24 protein-coding genes are annotated in these 24,660 nt (G+C 65.4%); 5 read left to right on the top strand and 19 right to left on the bottom strand.

The window, feature by feature from the left end:
- Positions 1-86 precede the first annotated feature (86 nt).
- Positions 87-761 carry a YoaK family protein gene (locus C7449_RS00790; RefSeq protein WP_108000883.1) on the top strand — a complete coding sequence of 225 codons (675 nt, stop codon included), beginning with the start codon at positions 87-89 and terminating at the stop codon, positions 759-761.
- Between the two features lie 107 nt (positions 762-868).
- On the opposite strand, the gene C7449_RS00785 is transcribed toward C7449_RS00790, so the two are convergent.
- The 4 genes from C7449_RS00785 to C7449_RS00770 all read right to left on the bottom strand — a co-directional run bounded on the left by C7449_RS00785 (position 869) and on the right by C7449_RS00770 (position 5,232).
- Entirely contained in the window at positions 869-1,291 is a 423-nt protein-coding gene (locus C7449_RS00785; protein ID WP_108000882.1) for an organic hydroperoxide resistance protein, read from the bottom strand.
- A 134-nt stretch (positions 1,292-1,425) separates the two neighbouring features.
- Entirely contained in the window at positions 1,426-2,214 is a 789-nt protein-coding gene (locus tag C7449_RS00780; RefSeq protein ID WP_170115752.1) for a L,D-transpeptidase, read from the bottom strand.
- A 302-nt stretch (positions 2,215-2,516) separates the two neighbouring features.
- A complete protein-coding gene (locus C7449_RS00775) occupies positions 2,517-4,148 on the bottom strand; it encodes a cisplatin damage response ATP-dependent DNA ligase (protein ID WP_108001379.1) in 1,632 nt (543 codons plus the stop codon).
- 73 nt (positions 4,149-4,221) lie between these two features.
- Positions 4,222-5,232: a ligase-associated DNA damage response exonuclease gene (locus tag C7449_RS00770; RefSeq protein ID WP_108000881.1), complete on the bottom strand. Its 1,011-nt coding sequence runs from the start codon at positions 5,230-5,232 to the stop codon at positions 4,222-4,224.
- 320 nt (positions 5,233-5,552) lie between these two features.
- Between C7449_RS00770 and C7449_RS00765 the strand changes: the two genes are divergently transcribed.
- Positions 5,553-6,023 (top strand): DUF1579 domain-containing protein, encoded by a 471-nt coding sequence (locus C7449_RS00765; RefSeq protein ID WP_108000880.1) that lies wholly within the window; start codon positions 5,553-5,555, stop codon positions 6,021-6,023.
- A gap of 78 nt (positions 6,024-6,101) precedes the next feature.
- Here the strand turns inward: C7449_RS00765 and rnhA are convergent, their stop codons facing one another.
- From rnhA to coxB, 11 genes are all read right to left on the bottom strand, one after another.
- The gene (gene rnhA, locus C7449_RS00760; protein WP_108000879.1) at positions 6,102-6,542 is read right to left on the bottom strand and encodes a ribonuclease HI; all 441 of its coding nucleotides are present in this window, start codon (positions 6,540-6,542) and stop codon (positions 6,102-6,104) included.
- Positions 6,539-7,507, bottom strand: a complete 969-nt coding sequence (locus C7449_RS00755) for a homoserine kinase (protein ID WP_108000878.1) — start codon at positions 7,505-7,507, stop codon at positions 6,539-6,541. Before C7449_RS00755 ends, rnhA begins: the two co-directional genes overlap by 4 nt.
- A 41-nt stretch (positions 7,508-7,548) precedes the next feature.
- A complete protein-coding gene (ispH, locus tag C7449_RS00750) occupies positions 7,549-8,556 on the bottom strand; it encodes a 4-hydroxy-3-methylbut-2-enyl diphosphate reductase (protein ID WP_108000877.1) in 1,008 nt (335 codons plus the stop codon).
- A gap of 140 nt (positions 8,557-8,696) precedes the next feature.
- Positions 8,697-9,446 carry an SURF1 family protein gene (locus tag C7449_RS00745; RefSeq protein ID WP_245414252.1) on the bottom strand — a complete coding sequence of 250 codons (750 nt, stop codon included), beginning with the start codon at positions 9,444-9,446 and terminating at the stop codon, positions 8,697-8,699.
- Complete coding sequence (locus C7449_RS00740; protein WP_108000875.1) at positions 9,439-9,822, bottom strand: DUF983 domain-containing protein; 384 nt, start codon at positions 9,820-9,822, stop codon at positions 9,439-9,441. The genes C7449_RS00745 and C7449_RS00740 overlap by 8 nt, the downstream gene beginning before the upstream one ends.
- 292 nt (positions 9,823-10,114) lie before the next feature.
- Complete coding sequence (locus C7449_RS00735; RefSeq protein ID WP_108000874.1) at positions 10,115-10,993, bottom strand: cytochrome c oxidase subunit 3; 879 nt, start codon at positions 10,991-10,993, stop codon at positions 10,115-10,117.
- A 62-nt stretch (positions 10,994-11,055) separates the two neighbouring features.
- Positions 11,056-11,658 carry a cytochrome c oxidase assembly protein gene (locus C7449_RS00730; protein ID WP_108000873.1) on the bottom strand — a complete coding sequence of 201 codons (603 nt, stop codon included), beginning with the start codon at positions 11,656-11,658 and terminating at the stop codon, positions 11,056-11,058.
- 3 nt (positions 11,659-11,661) lie between these two features.
- Positions 11,662-11,802: a hypothetical protein gene (locus C7449_RS21680; RefSeq protein ID WP_170115751.1), complete on the bottom strand. Its 141-nt coding sequence runs from the start codon at positions 11,800-11,802 to the stop codon at positions 11,662-11,664.
- Entirely contained in the window at positions 11,802-12,758 is a 957-nt protein-coding gene (locus tag C7449_RS00725) for a heme o synthase (RefSeq protein ID WP_108000872.1), read from the bottom strand. Before C7449_RS00725 ends, C7449_RS21680 begins: the two co-directional genes overlap by 1 nt.
- Positions 12,759-12,844: 86 nt before the next feature.
- Positions 12,845-14,506 carry a cytochrome c oxidase subunit I gene (gene ctaD, locus C7449_RS00720; protein WP_108000871.1) on the bottom strand — a complete coding sequence of 554 codons (1,662 nt, stop codon included), beginning with the start codon at positions 14,504-14,506 and terminating at the stop codon, positions 12,845-12,847.
- Positions 14,507-14,524: 18 nt separating this feature from the next.
- Entirely contained in the window at positions 14,525-15,409 is an 885-nt protein-coding gene (gene coxB / locus C7449_RS00715) for a cytochrome c oxidase subunit II (protein WP_108000870.1), read from the bottom strand.
- A gap of 392 nt (positions 15,410-15,801) precedes the next feature.
- Between coxB and C7449_RS00710 the strand changes: the two genes are divergently transcribed.
- Positions 15,802-16,335, top strand: a complete 534-nt coding sequence (locus tag C7449_RS00710) for an invasion associated locus B family protein (RefSeq protein WP_108000869.1) — start codon at positions 15,802-15,804, stop codon at positions 16,333-16,335.
- Between the two features lie 94 nt (positions 16,336-16,429).
- Positions 16,430-17,845, top strand: a complete 1,416-nt coding sequence (gene tldD / locus C7449_RS00705) for a metalloprotease TldD (protein WP_108000868.1) — start codon at positions 16,430-16,432, stop codon at positions 17,843-17,845.
- Positions 17,846-18,024: 179 nt separating this feature from the next.
- Here tldD and C7449_RS00700 read toward each other — a convergent pair whose 3' ends face one another.
- Entirely contained in the window at positions 18,025-20,085 is a 2,061-nt protein-coding gene (locus C7449_RS00700; protein ID WP_108000867.1) for a TRAP transporter permease, read from the bottom strand.
- Positions 20,086-20,155: 70 nt separating this feature from the next.
- Entirely contained in the window at positions 20,156-21,166 is a 1,011-nt protein-coding gene (locus C7449_RS00695) for a TAXI family TRAP transporter solute-binding subunit (RefSeq protein WP_108000866.1), read from the bottom strand.
- Positions 21,167-21,528: 362 nt separating this feature from the next.
- On the opposite strand from C7449_RS00695, the gene C7449_RS00690 reads away from it, so the two are divergent.
- A complete protein-coding gene (locus C7449_RS00690) occupies positions 21,529-22,584 on the top strand; it encodes a polysaccharide deacetylase family protein (RefSeq protein WP_108000865.1) in 1,056 nt (351 codons plus the stop codon).
- Positions 22,585-22,662: 78 nt separating this feature from the next.
- Here C7449_RS00690 and C7449_RS00685 read toward each other — a convergent pair whose 3' ends face one another.
- Entirely contained in the window at positions 22,663-23,160 is a 498-nt protein-coding gene (locus tag C7449_RS00685; protein WP_108000864.1) for a hypothetical protein, read from the bottom strand.
- A 78-nt stretch (positions 23,161-23,238) separates the two neighbouring features.
- The gene (locus C7449_RS00680; protein WP_108000863.1) at positions 23,239-24,495 is read right to left on the bottom strand and encodes a DUF937 domain-containing protein; all 1,257 of its coding nucleotides are present in this window, start codon (positions 24,493-24,495) and stop codon (positions 23,239-23,241) included.
- Between the last annotated feature and the right edge of the window lie 165 nt (positions 24,496-24,660).

Raw genomic sequence — 24,660 nt, 5'->3', positions numbered from 1 at the left:
GCGGATCGGTCTGGCAGGCGGCCGCCTTGCAACCACCTGCCGCCTCTGCTTAGGTCGTCACAAAGCAATTTCGGACCGATTCCCGCATGACCGTCGCGCGGCGCCGGCGCCTGATCAAGCGCCAACGGAGTTCTGTCGGGCTCGCGCTCGTCGCGGCCATCTCGTTCCTCGCCGGCATGACCGACGCGATCGGGCTGATGTCGGTCGGCGAGTTCGTCTCCTTCATGAGCGGCAACACCACCCGCGCCTCCGTCGCGATCGCCGACGGCGACCTGTCTCGTGCGGTCCTGCTCTTGACCGGCCTCGTGGCCTTCGTGCTCGGCAATGCCGGCGGCGTGATCGTGGCAAGCCGCGTCCGGCCCCATGCGGTGCTGCTCCTGGTGACGGGACTTCTGGCCGCTTCTGCGCTGGTTCTCGAATACCGGGAGGCACGCTTTGTAATGCTCATCTTCGCAATGGGTGCGATCAACGCCGCCGTCGAGCAAATCGAGGGCCTGCCGATCGGGCTGACCTACGTCACTGGCGCGCTTTCCCGCTTCGGCCGTGGTCTCGGGCGATGGATCATGGGCGTGCGCAACAGGCAATGGCTCGTCCAGCTCGTGCCCTGGTCCGGGATGCTGTCCGGCGCGATCGCCGGGGCGATGCTGCAGCGTCACGCGCAATATGCGGCTGCCTGGGCGCCCTTCTTCGTCGCGGCTCTGGTGACGGCCGCGTCCATCCTCATTCCGCGGCGCTGGTGGGCAAGATACGCTCCGCCGTAGTCCAGCAAAAGCGCGGCACGGTCCTTTGCGTCGCGTGCCGCGCTCGTGGCTATTGCTTGGACTTACCCCGAAGAGCCTTCATGTCGCAGGACGCCCCGAGCGAAGGCTCAGACCACCGTCGTCTTGACGTCCAGGTTGCCGCGGGTGGCGTGGCTGTAGGGGCAGACGACGTGGGCCTTTTTCGCCAGATCCTCGACGACGGCCTTGTCGACGCCCGGCACCGAGACCTCGAGCGCCGCCTCGATGCCGAAGCCGCCGCCGTCTTCGCGCGGACCGATGCCGACCGTCGCCGTCACCCTCGCGTCATCCGGGATCTTCACCTTCTCCTTGCCGGCGACGAATTTCAGCGCGCCGAGATAGCAGGCGGAATAGCCGGTGGCGAACAGCTGTTCGGGATTGGTGCCGCGGGCACCGTCGCCGCCAAGTTCCTTCGGCACGGTGAGCGTCACGTCGAGAACGCCGTCTTCCGAGGCGCCATGGCCCGCCCGGCCGCCGGTCGCAGATGCCTTGGTGGTGTAGAGAATGGGCATGTCGGATCTCCCTGATTGTCGCTGGGCACAATGTAGCGCTGGCACCGGACCGCTCGCAGATGGGCGTCGCCGCCGTTCAGCGGAGCAGCGTTCCGAGCCAGGTGCGCAAGCCGGTCGTTCCGATCCGGCACGCCTCAGATAACCACAATCGGCGACTTGTTGGGAACCCTGCTGTAGAGATCGATCACGTCCTGGTTGAGCAGGCGCACGCAGCCCGAGGAGACGGCACGGCCGATCGACTTCCACTCCGGCGTACCGTGCAGGCGGTAGAGGGTGTCCTGGCCGTTCTGGAAGATGTAGAGCGCACGGGCGCCAAGGGGATTGGACAGCCCCGGCGCCATGCCGCCGTTGCGGGCGGAGTATTTGACCAGCTCGGGCTGGCGGGAGACCATCGAATCGGGCGGCGTCCAGCGCGGCCAGGCCTGTTTCCACTGGATGACGCCGCGGCCGGACCAGTCAAAGCCGTCGCGACCGATGCCGACGCCATAGCGCATGGCTCGGCCGCCGGGCTGCGTCAGATAGAGGAACCGGTTCGCGGTATCGACGATGATCGTCCCCGGCGCTTCACCGAACGGATCCTCGACCTCGCGCCGCAGGAAGCGTGGATCGATCTGCTGGTAGGGCACTGCAGGGATGGTAAAGCCGCCATCGATGCGCGCGGCGTAGATGCCGGCATAGCGAGGATCGAGATCGGGAATGCCGGTCGGCAGCATCGTCTCTTCATAGGGCCCCTGGTCGGGATCGCGACCTTCGAGCCATGGGCCCGGCACCCCTTCGAGGGCCGGATTGCGATAGACCGGATCGGTCTCCCAGCGGAAGCGATCCGTATTCATCGACGACGTGCAGCCGGCAAGTGCGGAGACGGTTGCGAGCCCGGACAACCGGAGCAGACGGCGACGGGAGAAGGAGAGTTCTGAGGCCATGATCAGCGACGCAATTCCATGAGTACCGAGAAGCGCGGGTGGGAGAAGATAACGCGCCTTCCTTGCCGGCGAGATAACGTCGTCACCGTGCTGCAATTGTGGCAGAGCCGGCTGGCGCGTGGCTTACGGCGGGAGCAGATATTGCTGCTCACAGGAAATCAGTCGATCGATCGCCCGCGGGCCGCTGCATGGGGTCGCCGACGGGCATTCAGCTTGTCGGCGAATGGGCTTGACGCCAAGGGTCGCGAGCGCACCAACTTCACCGGCCGGCGCCCGGCTGTGTGGCGCCTGCCGCGCCGTACCTAGCCCGCCTCCTTCGCCTCCACCATGGCCATCAGCGTTTCCAGCCGGTCGGCGTCGCGGGGCAGCTTGTCGTCGCGCAGCCGGGCGATACGCGGAAAGCGCATCGCAACGCCTGACTTGTGGCGGCTCGAACGGTTGATGCCCTCGAAGGCGACCTCGACGACGAAGCCGAAATCGGGTTCGGCGCGGACCGCGCGCACCGGCCCGAAGCGCTCGACGGTGTTGTTGCGCACGAAGCGGTCCAGCACCTCGAGCTCGGCATCGGTGAAACCGAAATAGGCCTTGCCGACCGGCACCAGCATGTCGCCGCCCTCGGGCCCGCTCGCCCAGACGCCGAAGGTGAAGTCGGAGTAATAGCTCGACCGCTTGCCGTGGCCGCGCTGCGCATACATCAGCACCGCATCGACATTGTAGGGGTCGCGCTTCCACTTGAACCATGGCCCCTTCAGCCGACCGGCCTGGTAGCTGCTGTCGAGGCGCTTGATCATCACGCCCTCGATCACCGGGTCGGGCGGGTCCGTGCGCAGCCGATCGAGTTCGTCCCAGCCCGAGAACGGCACGATCGGCGACAGGTCGAAGCGGTCGTGCGGCGCCTTGTCGATCAGATCCTCCAGCCGCGCCCGCCGCGTGGCAAAATTCTCCGGCCGGACATCACTCTCGCCAGCGAAGAGGATGTCATAGGCCCGCACGAAGGCTGGATAGTCCTCCAGCATCCGCGCATTGACGGTCTTGCGGTTCAGGCGCTGCTGCAGGTCGGAAAAGCTCCGGGTCGGGGCATTGGAGCGCGCCGTCCCGCCGACCAGCAGTTCGCCGTCGATGACGCCGGCGAAGGTGATCGCCTCAACGACATCGGGAAAGGCGGCGGAAATGTCGTCGCCGGAGCGCGAATAGAGCCTGCGGGTCGTCCCCGAGGCGGACAGCTGGACGCGGATGCCGTCCCATTTCCACTCGGCGGCGAAATCAGCCGGATCGAGGTCGTCGAGGTCGCCCTCGCCGACCGGATTGGCCAGCATCACGGAATGGAAGATCGCCGGCGTCGCCAGCACCGGCCGTTCGGCGCGCCCCTCCAGCCAGGCGAAAAGTGTCTCGTAGGGCGGCTGCAGGCCGTGCCAGAGCGTCTCGATCTCGGTGACGTCCCTGCCCGAGAAATCCGCGAGCGCCTGCTTGGCGAGCCGCGCCGAGACGCCGATGCGCAGGCCACCGGTGGCAAGCTTGATGAAGGCGAAGCGGGCGGAGGGATCGAGCCGGTCGAGCAGGTCGCGCACCGCCGAGCGAACCTCGGTGCGGCCGAGCGCGTTCATGCGCGTCACCACCGCGCCGAGCCGCGGCTGGTGGCTGTCGTCGATCCGCTCCTTGCGCTCCTGATCCCAGACCAGCGCGATTGTTTCGGCAAGATCGCCGACATAATCGTAGGAGTAACGGAACAGCACCTCGTCCATCCGCTCCAGCACGAGGTCGCGCAGCATGGCGGGCTTGACGCTCTTCAAGTCCAGCGTCCCGGCGATCGCCGCCAGCCCGTAGCCGCGATCGGGATCGGGGGTGTCGCGAAAGTAGTCGGCGAGCAGCTTCAGCTTGCCGTTGCGCGATGGCGTCAGCACGAGGCGGTCGAGGAGGTCGGCGAAGGCTTTCATGAGGCTGCCGCCGACATGCAGAAGGAAGCGCAGGGGCCGTTCTTCGATCGACAGAATGGTCGGAGCCTCATCCTCAATCCCCCTCGTCCTCGTAGCCGACGAGATGCAGCGGCCGGGCCGGGAAGCCATTCAGCTCGCACCAGCGCACCAGCGCCTCCTCGCGGCCGTGCGTCACCCAGACCTCGGCGGGTGAAAGCTCGCGGATCGACTCCGTCAGCTCGGGCCAGTCGCAATGGTCGGAGATGACGAGCGGCAGCTCGACGCCGCCCTGCTTGGCGCGCTGGCGAACCATCATCCAGCCGGAGGCGAAGGCGACCAGCGGCTCGTTGAAGCGGCGCGCCCAGCGCTCGGCGAAGGCGGACGGCGGGCCGACGACGACGGCTCCGGAAAGGTCGGTCGCATCGCCCTTCTCCAGCGTCGCCGGACGCAGCTCGCCGAGATCGATGCCGCGGCTGACGTAATAGCCGCAGAGCCTTGCCAGCGAGCCGTGGATATAGATCGGCTTGTCGTAGCCGCAGTCGCGCAGCAGCCGGATCACCCGCTGCGCCTTGCCGAGCGAATAGGCGCCGAGGAGGTGGCTGCGCTCGGGAAACTGTCTCAGCGAGGTGAGCAGCTTGCCGATCTCGCCCTTCGGCTCCGGGTGATGGAAGACCGGCAGGCCGAAGGTGGCCTCGGTGATGAACACGTCGCAGGCGACCGGCTCATAGGGTGCGCAGGTGGGGTCTGTGCCGCGCTTGTAGTCGCCGGAAACGCAGAAGCGGGTGCCGTTCACGGCGATCGCGATCTGCGCCGAGCCGAGCACGTGGCCGGCGGGGTGGAAGGACACGCGCGCTCCGCCGAGATCGATCGGCTCGCCATAATCGGCGGCCTGCGACGCGCCGCAAAAATCCGGCCCGTAGCGGATCGCCATGATGTCGATCGTCTCGCGCGTCGCCAGCACCGTGCCATGGCCGGCGCGGGCATGATCGGAGTGGCCATGGGTGATCAGGGCGCGCGGCACCGGCCGCAATGGATCTACGTAGAAATCGCCGGCGGGGCAGTAGAGGCCGGCGGGCGCTGGATAGAGCAACTGATCCGGTTTCATACCCACAAGATAGGGAAAAACCCGACATTCGCCAGAGCCGCCGCTGGTTGCCGACCATCAGCCGTCAGCAGATCGCCGTCATGCCTGCTCGCAATGGGCCGACATCGATGCTGGTCAGCATGCTGTCACACCCTCGCATGGGCGCATTCCGAAGCGGCACGGCTCGGTCGCATCCTTCATCGTTGATGACAATCGATCCTTCTCGGGCCCCAGTGATCGACGCCGCCCCCACTTGAAATGATGCAATACCGCCTAGTTCGTAAGAGGCCGGCCAACCGCATCGTGCGGCCGTCGCGCTCAAACAGGAGGAGAGGAAGAAGATGCAGGCAGAGATCACGACCGAACACCGCTGGCTGGAACGGCTTTTAGGGGACTGGGATGTCTCGGCCGACGCGATCACCGGACCGCCGGCGCAAAGCACCTGGACGGAGCATGTCCGCTCGCTCGGAGGACTGTGGGTGGTGTGCGAGGGCCGTGGCCTGATGCCGGACGGCGACAAGGCCGAGACGTTGATGACGCTCGGCTACGATCCGGGCCGCGACCGTTATGTCGGCACCTGGGTGGGCTCGATGATGAACTATCTCTGGCACTATGACGGGATACTTGAGCCGACAGGAAACGTTCTGACGCTGCACTGCGAGGGACCCGACTTCGAGCACGAAGGCAAGCGCCTGCCCTATCAGGACGTGATCACCTTCATCGACGACCGGCATCGCACCCTGACGGCCCTCGTCCGCAAGGGCGACGAGTGGACCAAGCTGATGGAGATGCACTACTGGCGACGGGGATGAGCCGACCGGCGGGCAACGGCATGCCGCCTCCGCAGGATTTCGCCGTGTGCGCATTGCGGGGCCGGACCGGCCCCGCCCTCACCGCTTCTTGAACGGCTCCATGCCCATGCGGGCGAGTTCGTCGGCGCGCTCGTTCTCCGGGTGGCCGGCATGGCCCTTGACCCAGTGCAGCGTCACCTTGTGGCGGCGCCGGGCTTCGTCGAGCGCCTGCCACAGCTCGCCATTCTTCACCGGCTTCTTGTCGGCCGTCTTCCAGCCGTTTTTCTTCCAGCCGTGAATCCACTTCTCGATGCCGTCCATGACGTATTTCGAGTCGGTGTAGAGATCGACCTCGCAAGGCGCCTTGAGCGCATCCAGCGCGGTGATCGCGGCAAGCAGCTCCATGCGGTTGTTGGTCGTCAGCGGTTCGCCGCCGGAGAGCTCCTTCTCGACCTCGCCGTAGCGCAACACCGCGCCCCAGCCGCCCGGTCCCGGATTGCCCGAACAGGCGCCGTCGGTAAAAATATCCACATGCTTCATCGGTGCACCAGGCCGTATTCTTCTGCCGATTTGACCTGGCGATGGAAGCGCAGCTTGCGCAGGTATTCGAGCGGGTCCTTCTTGACCACAAGCGCACCCGGCGGCGTCGTCAGCCAGTCGTAGAGCCGCGTCAGGAAGAAGCGCAGCGCAGCGCCCCGCGCAAGCAGCGGCAGCGACCGCAGCTCCGCCCCATTCAGCGGCCGGACCTGCTCGTAGCCGTCGAGCAGCGCCATGCCCTTGGTCATGTTGAAGGAGCCGTCCTTCTCGAAGCACCAGGCGTTCAGGCAGATGGCCACGTCGTAGGCAAAGGCGTCGTTGCAGGCGAAATAGAAATCGATCAGGCCGGACAGCTGGTCGCCGATGAAGAAGACGTTGTCCGGAAAGAGGTCGGCATGGATGACCCCGTGCGGCAGCGTCTTCGGCCAGTGGCTCTCAAGATAGTCGAGTTCCTCGGCGATCTCGTCCTGCAGCCCGGGCTCCACCTCGTCGGCGCGACCGGCCGACTTGTCCCAGAGCGGCCGCCAGCCATCGACCGACAGCGCGTTCTTGCGGGTGAGCGCAAAACCGTGGCCGGCGAGATGCATGTCGGCGAGCGCCCTGCCGACCTCCCGGCAGTGCTTGGCCGCAGGCTTGCGCAGCCACATTCCCTCGAGGAAGCTGATCATCGCGGCCGGCCGGCCGGACAGTTCGCCGAGCAGCTCGCCGTCCCTGCGCGACAGCGGCAACGGGCAGTTCAGCCCATGATCGGCGAGATGATGCATGAGCCCGAGGAAGAACGGCAGGTCGTTCGGATCGACGCGCTTTTCGTAGAGCGTCAGGATGAAGGCGCCCTTCGTGGTGTGCAGGAGGAAGTTGGAGTTCTCCACCCCTTCGGCAATGCCCTTGTAGGAAAGCAGCGTGCCTGCCTCGTAATCGGCCAGAAAGCGGGTGAGGTCGTCTTCGGAAATATCGGTGTAGACTGCCAAATCTCTAGCTCACGGTCCAAGGCGCGCAAGCGGCCCCCATTCTATTGCCCATTGACGAAAGCCATGTCGGCCGGCGTCAACTCGATGTTCCGAAGCTCGCGGTTCACGAGGAAATTCTCCGTCTCCTCCACCGTGTCGGCAAGCTCCACTGTCGTATCGTAGCGGGCACGGAATGCCTCGATGATCTCGTCGACGATGACCTCCGGCGCCGAAGCACCCGCCGACAGCCCGACCGTACGGATTTCGCCGAGTCCATTCCAGTCGATTTCGGCTGCACGCTGGACAAGCAACGACTTTTTTGCGCCGGCCCGCAGCGCGACTTCGACCAGCCGCTTGGAATTGGAGGAATTCGGCGCGCCGACCACCAGGAAGAGATCGCAGCCCGGCGCCGCCTGCTTGACGGCCTCCTGACGGTTCGTGGTGGCGTAGCAGATCGAATCGGCCGCCGGCGCCGTCAGGTTGGGGAATCGTTCCTTCAGCCTGGCGATCACGCCGGCGGTGTCGTCGACGGACAGCGTCGTCTGGGTGACGAAGCCGAGATTGTCCGGATCGGCCGGGACGTAGGCGTCGGCGTCCTCAACCGTCTCGACCAGCGAAACCGAGCCCTCCGGCAGTTGTCCCATCGTGCCGATCACCTCGGGGTGGCCGGCATGGCCGATCAAAACGACATGGCGGCCGAGGCGCTGGTGGCGCATCGCCTGCTTGTGCACCTTCGAGACGAGCGGACAGGTCGCGTCGAGATAGAAGAGATTGCGGGCGACCGCGTCGGCCGGCACCGACTTCGGCACGCCATGCGCGGAGAAGACGACCGGCTGGGCGCGGTGCTCCTCGGGTATCTCGTCCAGTTCCTCGACGAAGATCGCGCCCTTCGCCTCCAGCCCCTCCACGACATAGCGGTTGTGGACGATCTCGTGGCGCACATAGACCGGCGCGCCATAGGCCTTGAGCGCCAGCACGACGATCTGGATCGCCCGGTCGACGCCGGCGCAGAAGCCGCGCGGGCCGCAGAGGCGGATCGTGATGGGAGAGAGAGCGGTGGTTGAGGTCATGTCAGAAAGTCACCGAGTGTGAGTGGCGGCCCTTGCGCTCCACGCCGGAGGCAAAGGCATCGACAGGCAAGCGCTCTAACCAGGTTGCGCGGCTATGCCGGATTTAACACAAATCGCGGCCGATGAAAGTCTCGATGCGTTCAGGCCGCTTCGCGCCGCCAACGCCAGACATAGACGCCGCTCACTAGAAGAAGCGCCAGCGCCAGCCCGTACCAGGTCAGCGCGTATTGCAGGTGGTTGTTCGGCTGGTCGAACTGCGTCACCCCGCCGACCGGGAGCCCGCCGGGATTGGGAGCCGCATCCGCGTCGATGAAGAACGGCACGAGGTATGCCGGGGCAATGCCGACGCTCGCCGCCATGGCATCGAGATCCTTCCAGTAGAACACGTTCTTGGAAAGATCGTTGTCAGGTATGAGCGACGACGGTTTGCCATCCAGCTTGCTGCGCGCCAGGCCGATCACCGTGTGCTGCCCGGCGATCTGACCATCGGCGCGCGTCGCCGGTTCCTTCTTGTCGAACGGCACGAAGCCGCGGTTGACGAAGACATAGCGTCCGTCATCAAGATGAAGCGGCGTGTAGACGTGATAGCCGGACTGGCCGTTGAAGGTGGCGAGGAAATGGCGCTCCCTGCCGTGTTCGAAGGTGCCGGTAACGGTCAGCGGCCGGTAGTCGACGTCGCCGCCGGCTCTTGCCAACTCCTCGATGGTCGCGAGGGCGGCCGGCGCCTGCGTCCGCCGTTCGGCGATGTCGGCGAGCAGCTTTTCCTTCCAGGCCAACCGCTGCATCTGCCATGTCCCGAGCGAGAGCAGGATGGCGAGCGCTGCAAGCCAAGCCACCCCTGCCAGGACCACCCGAGCGGCCCGGCGTGTGCGCGGCAGCGTCTCAGCCACGGTCGATCTCACCGGGACGCGCCTTGTTGCGATACTGGAGCGCGATCAGGATGCCCTTCAGAATCCGCGTCAGCGCCAGCCCCAACACCGTTGCGAGGGGTACCCACAGCAGGAAGTGAAGCCACAGCGGCGGCCCCAGGCTGACCTCGGCCCACAAGGCGATGGCCAGCACAATGAAACCAACGATCAGCAGGACCAGGACGACCGGTCCGTCGCCAGAATCCTCGAAGCCGTAGTCCAGCCCGCAGGCGGCGCAGCGCGGCGCCACCTTGAGAAAGCCGCTGAAGAGCTTTCCCTGCCCGCAACGCGGGCAGTGGCCGCGCAACCCGGTCGAGAACGGTTCGACCGGCGGATAATGTGCCTCGTCCTTGTCCATGTCATGCTCCGATGCTGACGCACAGCGCCCAGGCAAGAGCGCGGCGACCTGAAGCAGATGCCGGAAAAACCATCCGGCGAACCGCTTCCATTTCTGTTCCCATGCACGCCGGCGCCCCAAACAGCTGCACGTCGCTGACGGTCAAAGGCGCCAGGCCGGTCCGCGGCATGCACGCAATACTGCTAAGCCTGTCTACTCCGCCCGTCTACCGGCGCCGATGCGACATAGCGACCTTACGAAAAAGGAAACGGCCGCATCGCTGCGGCCGTCCATATAACACATCCTCTTGGGATCACATGTGGGCGATGGTGCCGCCCCAGCTTCCCCAGATGTAGATGGAGAAGAACAGGAAGAGCCAGACGACGTCGACGAAATGCCAGTACCAGGCTGCCGCCTCGAGGCCGAAGTGCTGCTTCGGCGTAAAGGCGCCACGTGCTGCGCGGATGAGGCAGACCAGCAGGAAGACCGTGCCGACGAATACGTGGAAGCCGTGGAAGCCGGTGGCCATGAAGAACGTCGCACCGTAGATCGAGTCCTTGAAGGCGAACGGCGCGTGCGCATACTCGTAGGCCTGCACGAACGAGAACAGCACGCCGAGCAGCACCGTCAGGATCAGGCCGTTGACCAGGCCCTTGCGGTCGTTGTGCAGGATGGCGTGATGCGCCCAGGTCACGCAGGTGCCCGACAGCAGCAGGATGACGGTGTTGTAGAGCGGCAGGTGCCAGGGATCGAGGACCTCGATGCCCTTCGGCGGCCAGATGCCACCGGTATGCTCGACGCGGGTCGCCTGGATGGCTTCGCCCGGAAACAGGCTGGCGTCGAAGAAGGCCCAGAACCAGGCGACGAAGAACATCACTTCGGAAGCGATGAACATGATCATGCCGTAGCGCAGATGCAGCGAAACGACGCGGGTATGATGCCCCTCATCGCCTTCCTTGATCGTGTCCGACCACCAGCCGTACATCGAATAGAGCGTGATCGCGATGCCGATCACGAAGATCCACGGATTGGCCAATTCCAGGCCGAAGATCTTCAGAGAGCTGCCGGAGAGATAGCGCATGTAGATGATGCCGCCGATCGCAAGCACGAATGCGCCGATCGATGACACCAGCGGCCACGGGCTCGGATCGATAATATGGTAGTCGTGATTTTTCTCATGCGCTTGCGCCATGTCAGTCATCCCCGAAATGTATCGCGTTCTCGTCCCCGGCTTTGCCCGGAAACGCGTATCTCTCACAGTTTGTTGGTTTCGCCGCCGACCTTGTCCGCCGCCGAAGCCACCGGCTTCGTCTTTTCGTGCGGGAAGAAGGTGTAGGACAGCGTGATGGTGTGGACGTCCTTGGTCTCGACCGGATTGACGATTTCCGGATCGACGAAGAAGACGACCGGCATCTCGAGCTCCTCGCCGGGCTTCAGCGTCGTCTCGGTGAAGCAGAAGCACTCGACCTTGTTGAAGTAGGCGCCGGCCGCCTGCGGCGTCACGTTGAAGGTGGCCTGGCCAGTCGCCTCCATGTTCGAGACGTTACGGGCCTTGTACAGCACCTGCACCGTCTCGCCGATCTTCAGTTCGACCTCGCGCTGCACCGGCTGGAACGTCCAGGGCAGGCCGGGTCCGACGTTGGCGTCGAAGCGGACCTTGATCTTCTTGTCGAGGATGACCGAGGAGGCCTGCTCGACGCGCTGGGTCGTGCCGCCGTAACCGGTGACCTTGCAGAACAGGTCGTAGAGCGGGACGGCCGCATAGGCCATGCCGGCCATGGTGACGACGAACGTCAGGCAGACGGCGACGACCGTGCCGTTGCCCTTCCGCCCGCTATCCACGTTGCGCTCCTGCATCGCTCAGCCTGCCAGGCCGCCGCTGATCTTCACCAGCGAGACGATGTAGAAGAGCACGACCAGACCGCCCAGCGTCAGCGCCAGCGCCACATTGCGGCTGCGCCGCGCCTTCTTCTGCTTGTCGTTGAGGGTTACCGTTTGCATCAGAACCTCCATCCTGCCGCCCAACCGGCGGCGGTGACGGCATGATCGATCATCAGGCCGGAGAAAATCGCGAAGAGGTAGAAGATCGAATAGCCGAACAACTTCTTCGCAGGCACCATCACCCGATCCGCTTCCGGCATCCGCATGACGCCGATCGAGTACCAGACGAAGGCAAGCCCCATGGCGGCGGCAAAGATCCCGTAGCCGAGGCTTGCGAAGCCGAGATAGCTGGGCACCACCGCAATGACGGCGGTCAGCACCGCGTAGATCAGGATCTGCTGCTTCGTCGCCTTCTCGCCGGCCACGTTCGGCAGCATCGGCACGCCGACGGCGCCGTAGTCGCGCATCTTGAACAGCGCGAGCGCCCAGAAATGCGGCGGCGTCCAGAGGAAGGTGATCAGGAAGAGCACGATGCTCTCGATCGACACGCCGCCGGTGACGCAAGCCCAGCCGATAACCGGAGGAAAGGCGCCGGCGGCGCCGCCGATGACGATGTTCTGCGGCGTCGAGCGCTTCAGCCACATCGTGTAGATCACCGCATAGAAGAAAATCGTGAAGGCGAGCAGCCCGGCCGAGAGCCAGTTGACGGCAAGGCCGAGGATCGCCACCGAGAAGGCCGAAAGCGTCAGCCCGAAGGCGAGCGCTTCGCGCGGCTGCACGCGCCCGGCAGGAATGGGACGCTTTGCGGTGCGCGACATGACGGCGTCAATGTCGGCGTCGTACCACATGTTCAGCGCGCCGGACGCGCCCGCGCCGACGGCGATGCAGAGAATGGCAACCAGCCCGATGACCGGGTTGATCTGGCCCGGCGCCAGCACGAGGCCGGCCAGGGCGGTAAAGACGACGAGCGACATTACGCGCGGCTTGAGAAGCTCGAAGTAATCGCGCGCAGTCGCCTCAGAGAGGATCATGTCCCCGCCCCCCGCAGCTGCTTCGTGATGATCGATGATTGCCATATGCCTGTCGCTTGTTGCGGCCGGTTGCTCCGGCCAGGTGCTGGAGAGGCCGCCATGGTCAGGCGGCCTCGGTGTTCGTCAAGATCCTACTTGATCTTCGGGAGCTGTTCCCACTGGTGGAACGGCGGGGGCGACGACAGCTGCCACTCGAGGGTGTTTGCGCCCTCGCCCCAGGGATTGTCACCGGCGACCCGCTTCTTCGCGAAGGCCTCGATGACGCCGAACAGGAAGATCAGCACGGCGAAGCCCGCGATGTAGGAGCCGTAGGAGGAGACGGCATTCCAGCCGGCATAGGCATCCGGGTAGTCGATGTAGCGGCGCGGCATGCCGGCCAGACCCAGGAAGTGCTGCGGGAAGAAGATCAGGTTCACGCCGATGAACATGACCCAGAAGTGCAGCTTGCCGATGGTCTCGGAGTACATGTAGCCGGTCATCTTCGGGAACCAGTAGTACCAGGCCGCGAAGATCGCGAAGACGGCGCCAAGCGACAGCACGTAGTGGAAGTGAGCAACCACGTAGTAGGTGTCGTGCAGGGCACGGTCGAGGCCGGCGTTGGCGAGCTGGACGCCCGTGACGCCGCCGATGGTGAACAGGAAGATGAAGCCGATCGCCCAGATCATCGGGGTCGTGAAGCGGATCGAGCCGCCCCACATCGTCGCGATCCACGAGAAGATCTTGATGCCCGTCGGGATGGCGATGACCATCGTCGCAAAGACGAAGTAGCGCTGCGTGTCGAGCGACAGGCCGACCGTGTACATGTGGTGCGCCCAGACGATGAAGCCGACGGCGCCGATCGCGACCATGGCATAGGCCATGCCGAGGTAGCCGAAGATCGGCTTGCGCGAGAAGGTCGAGACGATGTGGCTGACGATGCCGAAGCCCGGCAGGATCAGGATGTAGACTTCCGGATGCCCGAAGAACCAGAACAGGTGCTGGTAGAGGATCGGGTCGCCGCCGCCTTCAGGCGCAAAGAAGGCCGTGCCGAAGTTGCGGTCGGTGAGCAGCATGGTGATGCCGCCTGCCAGGACCGGCAGCGAGATCAGCAGCAGGAAGGCGGTGATCAGCACCGACCAGGCAAACAGCGGCATCTTGTGCATCGTCATGCCGGGCGCGCGCATGTTCAGGATGGTGGTGATGAAGTTGATCGCACCGAGGATCGACGAGGCACCGGCGATGTGCAGGCCGAGGATGGTGAAGTCCATCGCAGGGCCTGGCATGCCGGCGGTCGAGAACGGCGGATAAAGCGTCCAGCCGCCTCCGGCGCCGTAGGCACCGGCCGGGCCTTCGACGAACATCGACATCAGCACCAGCAGGAAGGCCGGCGGCAGCAGCCAGAACGAGATGTTGTTCATGCGCGGGAAGGCCATGTCCGGTGCGCCGATCATGATCGGCACCATCCAGTTGGCGAAGCCGCCGATCAGCGCCGGCATCACCATGAAGAAGATCATGATGAGGGCGTGCGCCGTGGTGAACACGTTGAACATGTGCTTGCCGCCGTCGATGGCAGCATCGCCTTCGTAGCCATAGACCATCGAGGCCAGGCCGTGGAAGATCTGGATGCCCGGCTCCTGCAGCTCGGCGCGCATGGCGATCGAGAGCCCACCGCCGATGATGCCGGCGATGATCGCGAAGATCAGGTAGAGCGTTCCGATGTCCTTGTGGTTCGTCGAGAGGAACCAGCGGACGAAGAACGTGGGCTTGTGTTCGTGATGACCGTGGTCATCGTGGGCAGCGGTTGTTCCGGCCATGGATTGCACTCCCTTGAATTACTGCGCGGCGGTCTGCGCGACGTCGACGGCCTTCTCGGCGCCATCGATCGAAGCCACCAGGGCCTTGTTGGCCTCGCCGAGATTGGACGCAGCGGCGGCAAGCCAGGTGTCGAACTTTTCCTTCGAGACGACGCGGACGGCGATCGGCATGAAGGCATGATCCTTGCCGCACAGCTCCGAGCACTGACCGTAGAACAGGCCTTCGCGATCGGCCTTGAACCAGGTCTCGCTCATGCGGCCCGGAATGGCGTCGATCTTGATGCCGAAGGACGGCATGGCGAAGGCGTGAATGACGTCCGCGCCGGTGACCAGAAGGCGGACATGCTTGCCGACCGGGACGACCAACTCGTTGTCAACGGCGAGCAGACGCGGATAGGCAGCCTTGTCTTCCTTGCCGGCGGCAGCGCGGTCGGCCTCCTGCAGCATCAGGGAGTCGAAGGAGAGCGGGTTTTCACCGACCTGGTACTCATAACCCCAGTACCACTGATAGCCGGTGGCCTTGACGGTGAGCTCAGGCTCTTCGGTCGGCGCCAGCTGCCGGGTCAGAAGCTGGAAGGACGGCACGGCCAGAAACAGCAGCGCGATGACCGGACCGATCGTCCAGATCACTTCGATCAGGGTGTTGTGGCTGGTCCGGGACGGCACCGGGTTCGCGCCCTGGCGGAACTTCACCACCACGACGACCAGAAGGACGAGCACGAGCAGCGTGACCGCACCGATGAACCAGAGGGTGTACTGCTCGAACCAGCGGATCTCTTCCATGATCGAGGTGGCAGCGGGCTGAAGCCCCTTCTGCCAATCGACCGGCTGGTCGGCAAAAGCGCCCGAAGCAAACAGCAGACAGCCGATGGCGGCCATTGCTGCAAAAGCTTTTCTTATCACAACATATCTCCCCAAAGCGTTTGATTGGGATCAAACAACGCGCAGAATCCTGCAATGCTGAGTGCTTAAAATCACAGTTTCCGCCCCGCCGCAACCGCCTCGGGCGAATGCCCATGCGGCATTTTTGCGCAAAGACAAGTCCATGCCGCCTGTGGTCAAATTTTCACCAGTTTCTTTATAATGAGGCGTTGTCGGGTCGCCGCGAACCAAAGGCCGGCCCTACCCGCGCCGGCTCGTCGGGCGACGAACCCTGCTTACGGAATCACCCACACCCGGTTTTGCGGGAACCGTCCAACTTCCGCCGCATAGTCTGGAAAAGACCAGTTTGAGCTTTTCATTTGCGCGATCGCTATTCAAGAATGCGACACGTGATTCGAGATTTCGAGGTTTCCATGGGTTCCCGCTCCCCTTCGCGTCTGGCCAGGACGTTTGGCGCACTCGCCGCGCTTGCCATCGCCGCGACAAGCACGCCCGCTCTTTCGCAGGGTTCGCCGCAACCGGGCACGGTGAAATCGAACCATGGCGCCTGGTCGATCGTCTGCGACCAGCCGGCCGGTGCGGCTGCCGAACAGTGCGCGCTGATGCAGAACGTGATTGCCGAGGATCGCCCGGAAGTCGGGCTGTCGGTCGTCATCCTGAAGACTGCCGACCGGAAGGCGAAGATCCTCCGCGTGCTCGCCCCGCTCGGCGTGCTGCTGCCGAACGGCTTGGGCCTCAACGTCGACGGCAAGGATATCGGGCGCGCCTATTTCGTCCGCTGCTTCTCCGACGGCTGCTATGCGGAGGTGGTGCTTGAGGACGAACTGCTGAAAACCTTCCGTTCCGGCGCGACCGCCACCTTCATCGTGTTCCAGACGCCGGAGGAAGGCATCGGCATCCCGGTCGACCTGAAGGGTTTCGGCGAGGGCTACGACGCGCTGCCGTGACGTAGCCGTTTCCCCCGCCTGCATGTAAACTTGTCGATCGCCGCTCGCGCCTCTACATGGGTAGGCGAAACAGAGCCTCTGCGCGGAGCCGATCATGAACACCGACCTTCTCTCTCTTTTCGATGCCGACGAGACGGCGATCCGCACGGTGCTGGCTGAGACGCTCGCCAATGCCGACGACGGCGAGCTCTATCTCGAGCACGCCGAAGCCGAGTCGCTCACCTTCGACAACGGCCGCCTGAAGGGCGGCAGCTTCAATACCGACCAAGGCTTCGGGCTGCGGGCCGTCGCCGGCGAAGCGGTGGGCTACGCCCATTCGGGTGAGATGTCCCTGGCGGCGCTCAGGCGGGCCGCGGATGCGGCCGCCGCCGTCGGCCGCGGCCACTCCGGCACCTATGCAGCGGCGCCGCAGGGAACGAACCGGCGGCTCTACGGCCCGGAAAACCCGATCGGCAGCCCGAGCTTCGAGGAAAAGGTGAAGCTCCTGCAGGATATCGACGCCTACCTGCGCGGCAAGGACGCGAAGGTGCGGCAGGTCACCGCGTCCATTTCGGCGAGCTGGCAGGTGGTCAACATCCTGCGCGCCGACGGGCACAAGGTGACGGACGTGCGGCCGATGACCCGCGTCAACATCTCCGTCGTCGTTGGTGAAGGCGACCGCCAGGAGACCGGCTCCTACGGCATGGGCGGACGCCGCGGCTTCGGCGAGTTCCTGACCGAAGACAGCTGGCGCCAGGGCGCGGACGAGGCTTTGCGGCAGGCGCTGGTGAATCTCGAGGCGATCGACGCGCCGGCGGGCACGATGGACGTCGTCCTCTCGTCGGGCTGGCCCGGCGTGATGCTGCACGAGGCGGTTGGGCACGGGCTCGAGGGCGACTTCAACCGCAAGAAGACTTCGGCCTTCTCCGGCCTGCTCGGCCAGCAGGTGGCGGCAAAGGGCGTTACCGTCGTCGATGACGGCACGATCGAAGCCCGCCGCGGCTCGCTGACCGTCGACGACGAAGGCACCCCGTCCGGCTACAACGTGCTGATCGAGGACGGCAAGCTGGTGGGCTACATGCAGGACCGCCAGAACGCCCGGCTGATGGGCATGCAGGCGACCGGCAACGGCCGGCGCCAGTCCTACGCCCACAGCCCGATGCCGCGCATGACCAACACCTACATGCTGTCCGGTGACAAAACGCCCGACGAGATCATCGCCTCGGTGAGGAAGGGCATCTATGCCGTCTCCTTCGGCGGCGGGCAGGTGGACATCACCTCCGGCAAGTTCGTGTTCGGCTGCACCGAGGCCTACCTGATCGAGGACGGCAAGATCGGGGCGCCGGTCAAGGGCGCCATGATCATCGGCAACGGACCGGACGCGATGCGCCGGGTGTCGATGATCGGCAACGATTCCAAGCTCGACACCGGCATCGGCATGTGCGGCAAGGGCGGACAGAGCGTGCCGGTCGGCGTCGGCCAGCCGCACCTGCGCATGGACCAGATCACTGTCGGCGGCACCCGGGCCTGATCCGACACTGATCATCCTGCGCCGAAGCAATTCGGCGCCCGCCCGAGCGAAGCCTAGTGGGCCGTCGCCGCCTGCCGGCGGCGCTGTACTCTGCGACCTATACCATGAGGGCCAGGCTGCCGCTCCAGCCCTTCGGCGACCACTTTGCTTCCGCCAATGCACCGGCGGAAGTCGGTCGGTCAGGCCGCGCTCGATACAGGGGCCCGGGCTGCCAGCACCTGCCGCAGCGAAATCAGCGCCAGGATTGCCACGCCGATCAGCGTCGAGACCAGTTCGGGAGCGATCATCAGCAGCGCCGCGATTGCCAGCAGCAGACGCTCGATCCACAGCAGCGGGCCGATCAGCCAGTTGGTGATTGCTGCCGACAGCGCGATGATCCCGAGTACCGCCCCGCTGAAGGTCAGCACGAAGGCGCTCCAGGTGAAGTCCTGCGTGACCAGCAGCAGCGAGGGCGAGAACACGAACATGAACGGTACCAGCGCCTTGCCCATCGACAGCCGGAACGCGGTGTTGCCCGCCTTGAACGCGTTCGCCCCGGCGATCCCCGAGGCCGCATAGGCGGCCATCGCCACCGGCGGCGTCACATCCGCCAGAACGCCGTAGTAGAACACGAAGAAATGCGCCACCAGCGGCTCGACATTCATCATGCCGAGCACCGGCGCGGCGACCGCTACCATGATGATGTAGTTCGCCGTCGTCGGGATGCCGCAGCCCATCAGGATGCAGACCACGGCGGTCATGATCAGCGTGAACAGCAGCGCCAGCGTCTGCAGGCTGAACAGTTCGAAAGGCAGGAAGGTCAGCAGACCATGCACCGAGCCCGCCCAGTCCTGCGCGATGCTGGTGACCATGAAGGCGATCTTGAAGCCAATCCCGGTCAGCGTCACCACGCCGATAACCACCCCGACCAGCGCCGCGGCGGCGGTAACCGAAAGCGAGCTCTTGGCGCCCGAGACGAAACCCTCAAAGATGCCGGCCACCCATTCCTTCGCGCCGCCAGCCAGTCCCGAAGCCCTCACCGTCTGGATCGCATAGACCACCATGCAGGCGGTGATGGCCCAAAAGGCCGACAGGAAGGGCGTGCGGCCCGACATCAGCATCCAGACCAGCAGCAGCAGCGGGAACACCGACAGCCAGCCCTCGCGCAGCACCTTCCAGGCCTTGGGCAGCTCTTCCTGCCGCAGGCCGCGGATGCCGAGGCGCTTGGCCTCCAGATGCACCTGCACCAGCACGCCGAAGAAATGCATGAAGGCCGGCACGATGGCGGCGATCAGAATGGTGCGCAGCGGAATGCCCAGATACTCGACCATCAGGAAGGCCACGGCGCCCATCACCGGGGGCGTGATCTGGCCGCCGGTGGACGAGGCGGCCTCGACGGCGGCGGCAAAATGGCGCTTGAAGCCGATCTTGATCATCGCCGGAATGGTCAGCGCGCCGGTCGTCACCGTGTTGGCGATCGACGAACCGGAGATCGTCCCCAACAGCGCCGAGGAAACCACCGAGACCTTGGCCGGACCGCCGGCGAAGCGGCCGGTCACCGCCGTGGCCAGGTCTATGAACAACTGCCCCAGCCCGATCTTCTGCGCCATCACGCCGAACAGAACGAAATGGAACACGTAAGTTGCGATCACGCCCAGAGCGGTGCCGTAGATGCCCTGCGAGGACAGGTAGAGGTGGTTGATGATCCCCGACCAGTCAGCGCCGGGATGGACGAAGATCCCCGGCATCGAGCGGCCGAACCAGGCATAACAGATGAACAGGACCGCGATGACGGGCAGCGGCCACCCCATCGAGCGGCGCACCGCCTCCAGCAGCGTCACCAGCAGGATCGTGCCCATGGCGATATCCAGCTGGCTCGGATTGCCGATGCGGAACTGCAGCTGATCGTAGATCCAGGGCACATAGAGGGCGCTGACCGCCCCGCCAATGGCAAAGACCCAGTCGATGACCGGCAGGCCGAGGATCACGAAACCTGTGGTCCTGGTCCGCCCCGAATTGAAGGCCGCGAAGCTGAGGTAGACCAGAAGCAGCGTGACGCCCATGTGCAGGCCACGATGGACGGTGGCGCGCGGGATGCCGAAGCCGGCTGTATAGAAGTGGTAGCACGACAGCAGGAACATGATGAGCCCGGCCAGGATGGCCACGGGCCGAAGCACGGTGCGAAACCGGGATTCGGGATCAAACTCTTCCTCGAGCAGCCTCAGTTCGTGCTCGGACAGTTGGCGGGTCTGGTCAGTCATGCAAATCCCCTCACGCCTGTTCCTGCGGTCGGGACGCGGGCGCGCCGCGTCCCAAGGAGCCCTTAGCCCCTTATTGCAGCTTGCCGGCCTCGCGGTAGAACTTCTCCGCGCCCGGGTGGAACGGGATGCCCGCGCCCTGCACGGCATTGTCCAGCGTGATGTGCTTGCCCTTGGCATGGCCGGCGGCGAACAGCTTCTGCGTCGTCTCGTGGAACAGTGCCTGGGTGATGCCGTGGACCAGTTCCTCCGACAGTTCAGCCGAGGTCACCAGCTGCGCACCGACCGAGATGGTCGGAACGTCGGCATCCTGCCCCTTGTAGGTGCCGGCGGGCAGGTTGTCGGTCGCAAAGAATGTGTAGGTCTCGCGCAGCTTGTCCACCTCGGGGCCGGTGATCGGCACCAGAACGACGTCATGCTGGCTCGACAGTTCGGCGATGGCGCCGGCCGGATAGCCGCCGACGAAGAAGAAGGCGTCCATCGCGCCGTCGCGCATGCGGTCGGCGGCCTGGTCAGGCTTCAGATATTCGGCCGAGATGTCGGATTCCGACAGGCCGAAGGCTTCGAGGATGATCTTGGCGTCGACCAGCGTGCCGGAGCCCGGTTCGTCGAGCGAGACCTTCTTGCCCTTCAGGTCGGCGACCGAGGCAATGCCGGCATCCTTGCGCGCCACCAGGTGGATGCTCTCGGGATAGAGGTTGGCGATCAGGCGGAGGTTTTCGACCGCCGGCTGGCCTTCCCACAGGCCGGTGCCGGTCTGCGCCCAATAGGCGACGTCGGACTGGCTGAAACCGGCCTCCAGGGTGCCGCCCTTGATCGAGTTGACGTTGCCGACCGAGCCGTTCGAGGCCACGGCGGTGGCGATGAGGCCCGGCACGCCGCACGAGCCGCCCGCGTCACAGGCACGCGAGCCGGGCGGGTTCGAGATGGCATTCGCGATCAGGCCTCCGATCGGGTAATAGGTGCCGGCGGTGCCGCCGGTGCCGATGCGGAAAAACTGCATGTCCTGGGCGGCTGCGCCCTGGACCATCAGGCCGACGGCAAGCGCCGCGCCAGCTATCGCCTTGAATGAAAAGACTTTCATGATTGCCTCCCAACAGAAATTTTGGTCTTCGACGCCACCCTGGCGGTGGCCATTGGGAGACACTAAGCGCAAAGGTTGAGGCGGGTCCACCCCGGCAAGGCCAGTTTCCACGGCATTGAGCCGATCCGATCACTCGCCTGGGACTTCTGCGGGACGTGCTTTCACAGCAACTCCGCGGTCGCCCTCTGGGGTGTGCGATCCGCCCCGCAGGCGGAAGATAGGCTGCCCCTCAAAACCGAGCATGCCCTGCCATCGCCAGACGGGCGTGACGGCCTGGGCCGATGGCGACACAGGCTGATGTTAACCCTCCGGATACCATGCCGCCCCCATAAAGGCGGCAGAAACCGCCTGATGGAACGCAGATGCCGACATTGAAGCACGTCATGCGCCGCAGCCTGAAGCGCGCGGCCATAGCCGGCGGGCTGGAACTTTCCAGCCTGGCGGGGCGCGCCGGCCTGATGACCTCGGCGCGGGGGCGCGGCGCCATCTTCACGCTGCACCACGTCCGCCCGAAGATCGACAACGACTTCGACCCGAACGCCCACCTGGAGATCACGCCGGATTTCCTCGACGCCGCGATCCGGCTGCTGGCCGCCGAGGGCTATCAGTTCGTCGCCCTGCATCACCTGGCCGCGCGCATGGCGATCGCACGCCCGGACGAGCGCTTCGCCGCCTTCACGCTCGACGACGGCTATCGCAACAATGCGGTCCACGCCCAGCCGGTATTCACCGAGCATCGGGTGCCGTTCACCGTCTTCGTCACCAGCGGCTTTGCCTGCCGGACGCACAGCATCTGGTGGGAGACGCTCACAGACCTTTTGCGCGCCCTGCCGCACCTTGAATTCGACCTAGGATCGGGGCCGGTGACGCTGCCGCTGGCCACCACGGCGCACAAGAACGCCGCCTTCGCGCGCATCTCCGCCTTCATCCAGTCGGGAGACGAGAGGGCGATCGTCGCGGAGCTCGACGCAGCCGCCCGCGCCCATGGCATCGATCCGCTGCTGATCACAGAACGGCTGATCATGCGCGAGCCGGAACTCAAGAGCCTGGCGCTCAATCCGCTTGCGACGCTCGGCGCCCACACCATCAGCCATCGGGCGCTCTCCCGACTTGACGCGAACGAGGCGCGGGAAGAGATGCAGGCCTCGGCGGAGCGGCTAGAAGCCATCACCGGCCACCGGCCGGTCGCCTTGGCCTACCCCTACGGCTTTGGCCAGACGGTGACGCCGCGCGAGCATCGCCTGGCGGCCGAACTCGGCTTCGAAGTGGCGGTCACCACCGTTCCCGGCACGCTCGACACGACCAGCTTCGCTTCGCCGACCGCCCTCCCCCGCATCTCGCTGAACGGGCTCTACCAGAAGCGCAAATATGTCTCGGCGCTCGCTTCGGGCATCCCGTTCAGGCTGATGGGACGCTGAACCCGGCTAGAGGCGTCGCGTGAACGCGGCTTCACAAGGACGCTTCCGAACACATATCCACACCATTGAAGACATGCCTCACGTGAGCCCGAGCGCAGCCGAGATCTGGGCAACGGTCGCCTTTTCCGCATCGCTCACCGGCGTACCGCCAAAGCCGAGAAAGCCGCCTTCCTTCGCCGCCTCGGCGACGTCGGTGCTCATCTGCAACAGCCAGGCCTTGAAGGCCGGCGCATCGGCCGGCGCTTTCGCGTCCACCAGTTCCGCCGCCCGGCGCACCGCCTCGACGCAGCGCGAGCTGATCTCGGCAGGCTTTGCCCCCTCGAGCGTCGCCTGGAGCCTTGCTCGCGCCGCATTGCGCCCGTCGGCGCTTTCGAAGCTCCCGGCGATCGCCGCCATCAGCGGCGTGGCAGCGGCGTTCGACCTGGCGTCGAGAAGCGTCTGGCTGCCCGCTATACCCTCCTTCAGCATGCCCCAAAGTCCGCTCGGATCCGCGGCGCTGACGGCAATTCCAGCCGCCATGACCGCCTCCAGGAGCAGGTTCCATTCATCGGGCGAAAACGTCGATCTGTCAGCCATGGACGCGACCTCCTGTCTGGCTTTTACATACCAAAGGGCAAGCGTTTACCGCGGCCTGCCTGACCGTTCAGACGACCGTCAGGGCGCGAGCGCCGTCAGCTTCGTTCTCAGGCCGTCGATCGCCGGCTTCAGGACGTCCGATACTCCGGGCATAGCGAGAATCCGGTCGAACAGCGCATTGAGCGAGGCCATGCGGGGCCGAACCAGATCCGCAAGTGCGGTCTTCTGCCCGGGCGAGAGCTGACCGAGCATGCCGCTCACCTTGTCGAGCTGGTCCGATGCGGTCTGCACCTTCGGCACCGCCGCCTGGGCGCTCGCCGCATCCTTCACGCCATTGAGCGTCGTCTCGATATTCGTCATCGCATCGCTCACCTGCTTGCCCATGTCGACGCCGGCCACCGTCAGCGACGGCGCAGGCGGCGTAGCAGGCGCGGCCTGCGTCGGGGTCTCGGGCGGCGGCGCCGGAGTAACGGGCGCGGTCTGCGTGGGCGTCTCCGACGGTGCGGCCGGTGGCGTTCCTGACGGCGCCTGGCTCTGGGGTGTGGCGGGCGCTTTGGGCTCGGCCGGAGCAGGCGTCTCGGTGGTCGGCGGAGCGGGCGGCGCGGCGCGATGGGTCGGGCGGCCGAACCAATAATAGAGGGCCCCCAACACAACCAGTGCAGCGATCAGCCAGTAGAGCCAGCTGCTGCCGCGCCCACTACTCGCCGTCGAGGTGGTGTCGCGAACGCCCGAGGCGGGGGCCGCCGTCCGTGCGACCGTGTCGCTGCCGGCCGTAGCCGTACGCGCCGCTCCGGCGACGCCCTCGAACAGGCCGGAGCCGCGGAGCATGTCCCGCATGCCCGACGGCAGCGCGGCAACAATGTTTTCCCGCTCGGCCCCGAGCAGGTTTGCGACGCCGTTGGCACTGACATCGCCGCCCAACCTGCGGGCGAGACCGCCCATGACGAGGGGTGCAAGCATGCCGAGCAGCGATCCGGCGGCGTTCTGGCCCAATCCGGAATAGCTGCCGATCGCATTCGCCAGGGAGCCGCTGGTGTTGCCGCCGAGAAGCGAGGCCAGCATCTGCGAGCCCGTCTGCGCAAGGGAGGACTGGTTGCCGGCGGAAAGCATGGCGCCGGGATCCGCGACGGCGCCCTGTTGTCTCGCGGCGTCCGCGACCTTTTCTGCCCCGCCGGGCTGCGCAACGATGTTGGCAAGTCCGGCCAGCAGCGCCGGGACGGCAGCGGCGACGCCGCGTTGCACCTTGTCGGTGTCAAGCCCGAGCGCCGCCGCCAGCCGCGCGATCACGTCGGGCGTAAGAGACTGCATGAGGTAGGACACAAGATTGCTGGCCATTGAATTCTCCTCCGCGTCGATGCCTTGGATTCAAGCCTTGCCTGCTGCGCACGCGCGGTCGAAAGACCTTGGCTGCACAAGCTTCTTGTTGTCGAAAAATATAGCACACCAATGGGAGTTGTATACTGCAAGCCGCGGCCGCGACCGAAGCGGCAATGACGGGTC

The sequence above is a fragment of the Mycoplana dimorpha genome, assembly GCF_003046475.1.
Lineage (GTDB): Bacteria > Pseudomonadota > Alphaproteobacteria > Rhizobiales > Rhizobiaceae > Mycoplana > Mycoplana dimorpha.
Note: the sequence above shows the minus strand (reverse complement) of the source record. Positions and strands in the feature narration are given on the sequence as shown.

Coding starts and splice junctions, on each gene's coding strand:
- C7449_RS00790 (WP_108000883.1), top strand. CDS start 87: ATGACCGTCGCGCGGCGCCGGCGCCTGATCAAGCGCCAACGGAGTTCT.
- C7449_RS00785 (WP_108000882.1), bottom strand. CDS start 1,291: ATGCCCATTCTCTACACCACCAAGGCATCTGCGACCGGCGGCCGGGCG.
- C7449_RS00780 (WP_170115752.1), bottom strand. CDS start 2,214: ATGGCCTCAGAACTCTCCTTCTCCCGTCGCCGTCTGCTCCGGTTGTCC.
- C7449_RS00775 (WP_108001379.1), bottom strand. CDS start 4,148: ATGAAAGCCTTCGCCGACCTCCTCGACCGCCTCGTGCTGACGCCATCG.
- C7449_RS00770 (WP_108000881.1), bottom strand. CDS start 5,232: ATGAAACCGGATCAGTTGCTCTATCCAGCGCCCGCCGGCCTCTACTGC.
- C7449_RS00765 (WP_108000880.1), top strand. CDS start 5,553: ATGCAGGCAGAGATCACGACCGAACACCGCTGGCTGGAACGGCTTTTA.
- rnhA (WP_108000879.1), bottom strand. CDS start 6,542: ATGAAGCATGTGGATATTTTTACCGACGGCGCCTGTTCGGGCAATCCG.
- ispH (WP_108000877.1), bottom strand. CDS start 8,556: ATGACCTCAACCACCGCTCTCTCTCCCATCACGATCCGCCTCTGCGGC.
- C7449_RS00740 (WP_108000875.1), bottom strand. CDS start 9,822: ATGGACAAGGACGAGGCACATTATCCGCCGGTCGAACCGTTCTCGACC.
- C7449_RS00735 (WP_108000874.1), bottom strand. CDS start 10,993: ATGGCGCAAGCGCATGAGAAAAATCACGACTACCATATTATCGATCCG.
- C7449_RS00730 (WP_108000873.1), bottom strand. CDS start 11,658: ATGCAGGAGCGCAACGTGGATAGCGGGCGGAAGGGCAACGGCACGGTC.
- C7449_RS21680 (WP_170115751.1), bottom strand. CDS start 11,802: ATGCAAACGGTAACCCTCAACGACAAGCAGAAGAAGGCGCGGCGCAGC.
- C7449_RS00725 (WP_108000872.1), bottom strand. CDS start 12,758: ATGGCAATCATCGATCATCACGAAGCAGCTGCGGGGGGCGGGGACATG.
- ctaD (WP_108000871.1), bottom strand. CDS start 14,506: ATGGCCGGAACAACCGCTGCCCACGATGACCACGGTCATCACGAACAC.
- C7449_RS00710 (WP_108000869.1), top strand. CDS start 15,802: ATGGGTTCCCGCTCCCCTTCGCGTCTGGCCAGGACGTTTGGCGCACTC.
- tldD (WP_108000868.1), top strand. CDS start 16,430: ATGAACACCGACCTTCTCTCTCTTTTCGATGCCGACGAGACGGCGATC.
- C7449_RS00700 (WP_108000867.1), bottom strand. CDS start 20,085: ATGACTGACCAGACCCGCCAACTGTCCGAGCACGAACTGAGGCTGCTC.
- C7449_RS00695 (WP_108000866.1), bottom strand. CDS start 21,166: ATGAAAGTCTTTTCATTCAAGGCGATAGCTGGCGCGGCGCTTGCCGTC.
- C7449_RS00690 (WP_108000865.1), top strand. CDS start 21,529: ATGCCGACATTGAAGCACGTCATGCGCCGCAGCCTGAAGCGCGCGGCC.
- C7449_RS00685 (WP_108000864.1), bottom strand. CDS start 23,160: ATGGCTGACAGATCGACGTTTTCGCCCGATGAATGGAACCTGCTCCTG.
- C7449_RS00680 (WP_108000863.1), bottom strand. CDS start 24,495: ATGGCCAGCAATCTTGTGTCCTACCTCATGCAGTCTCTTACGCCCGAC.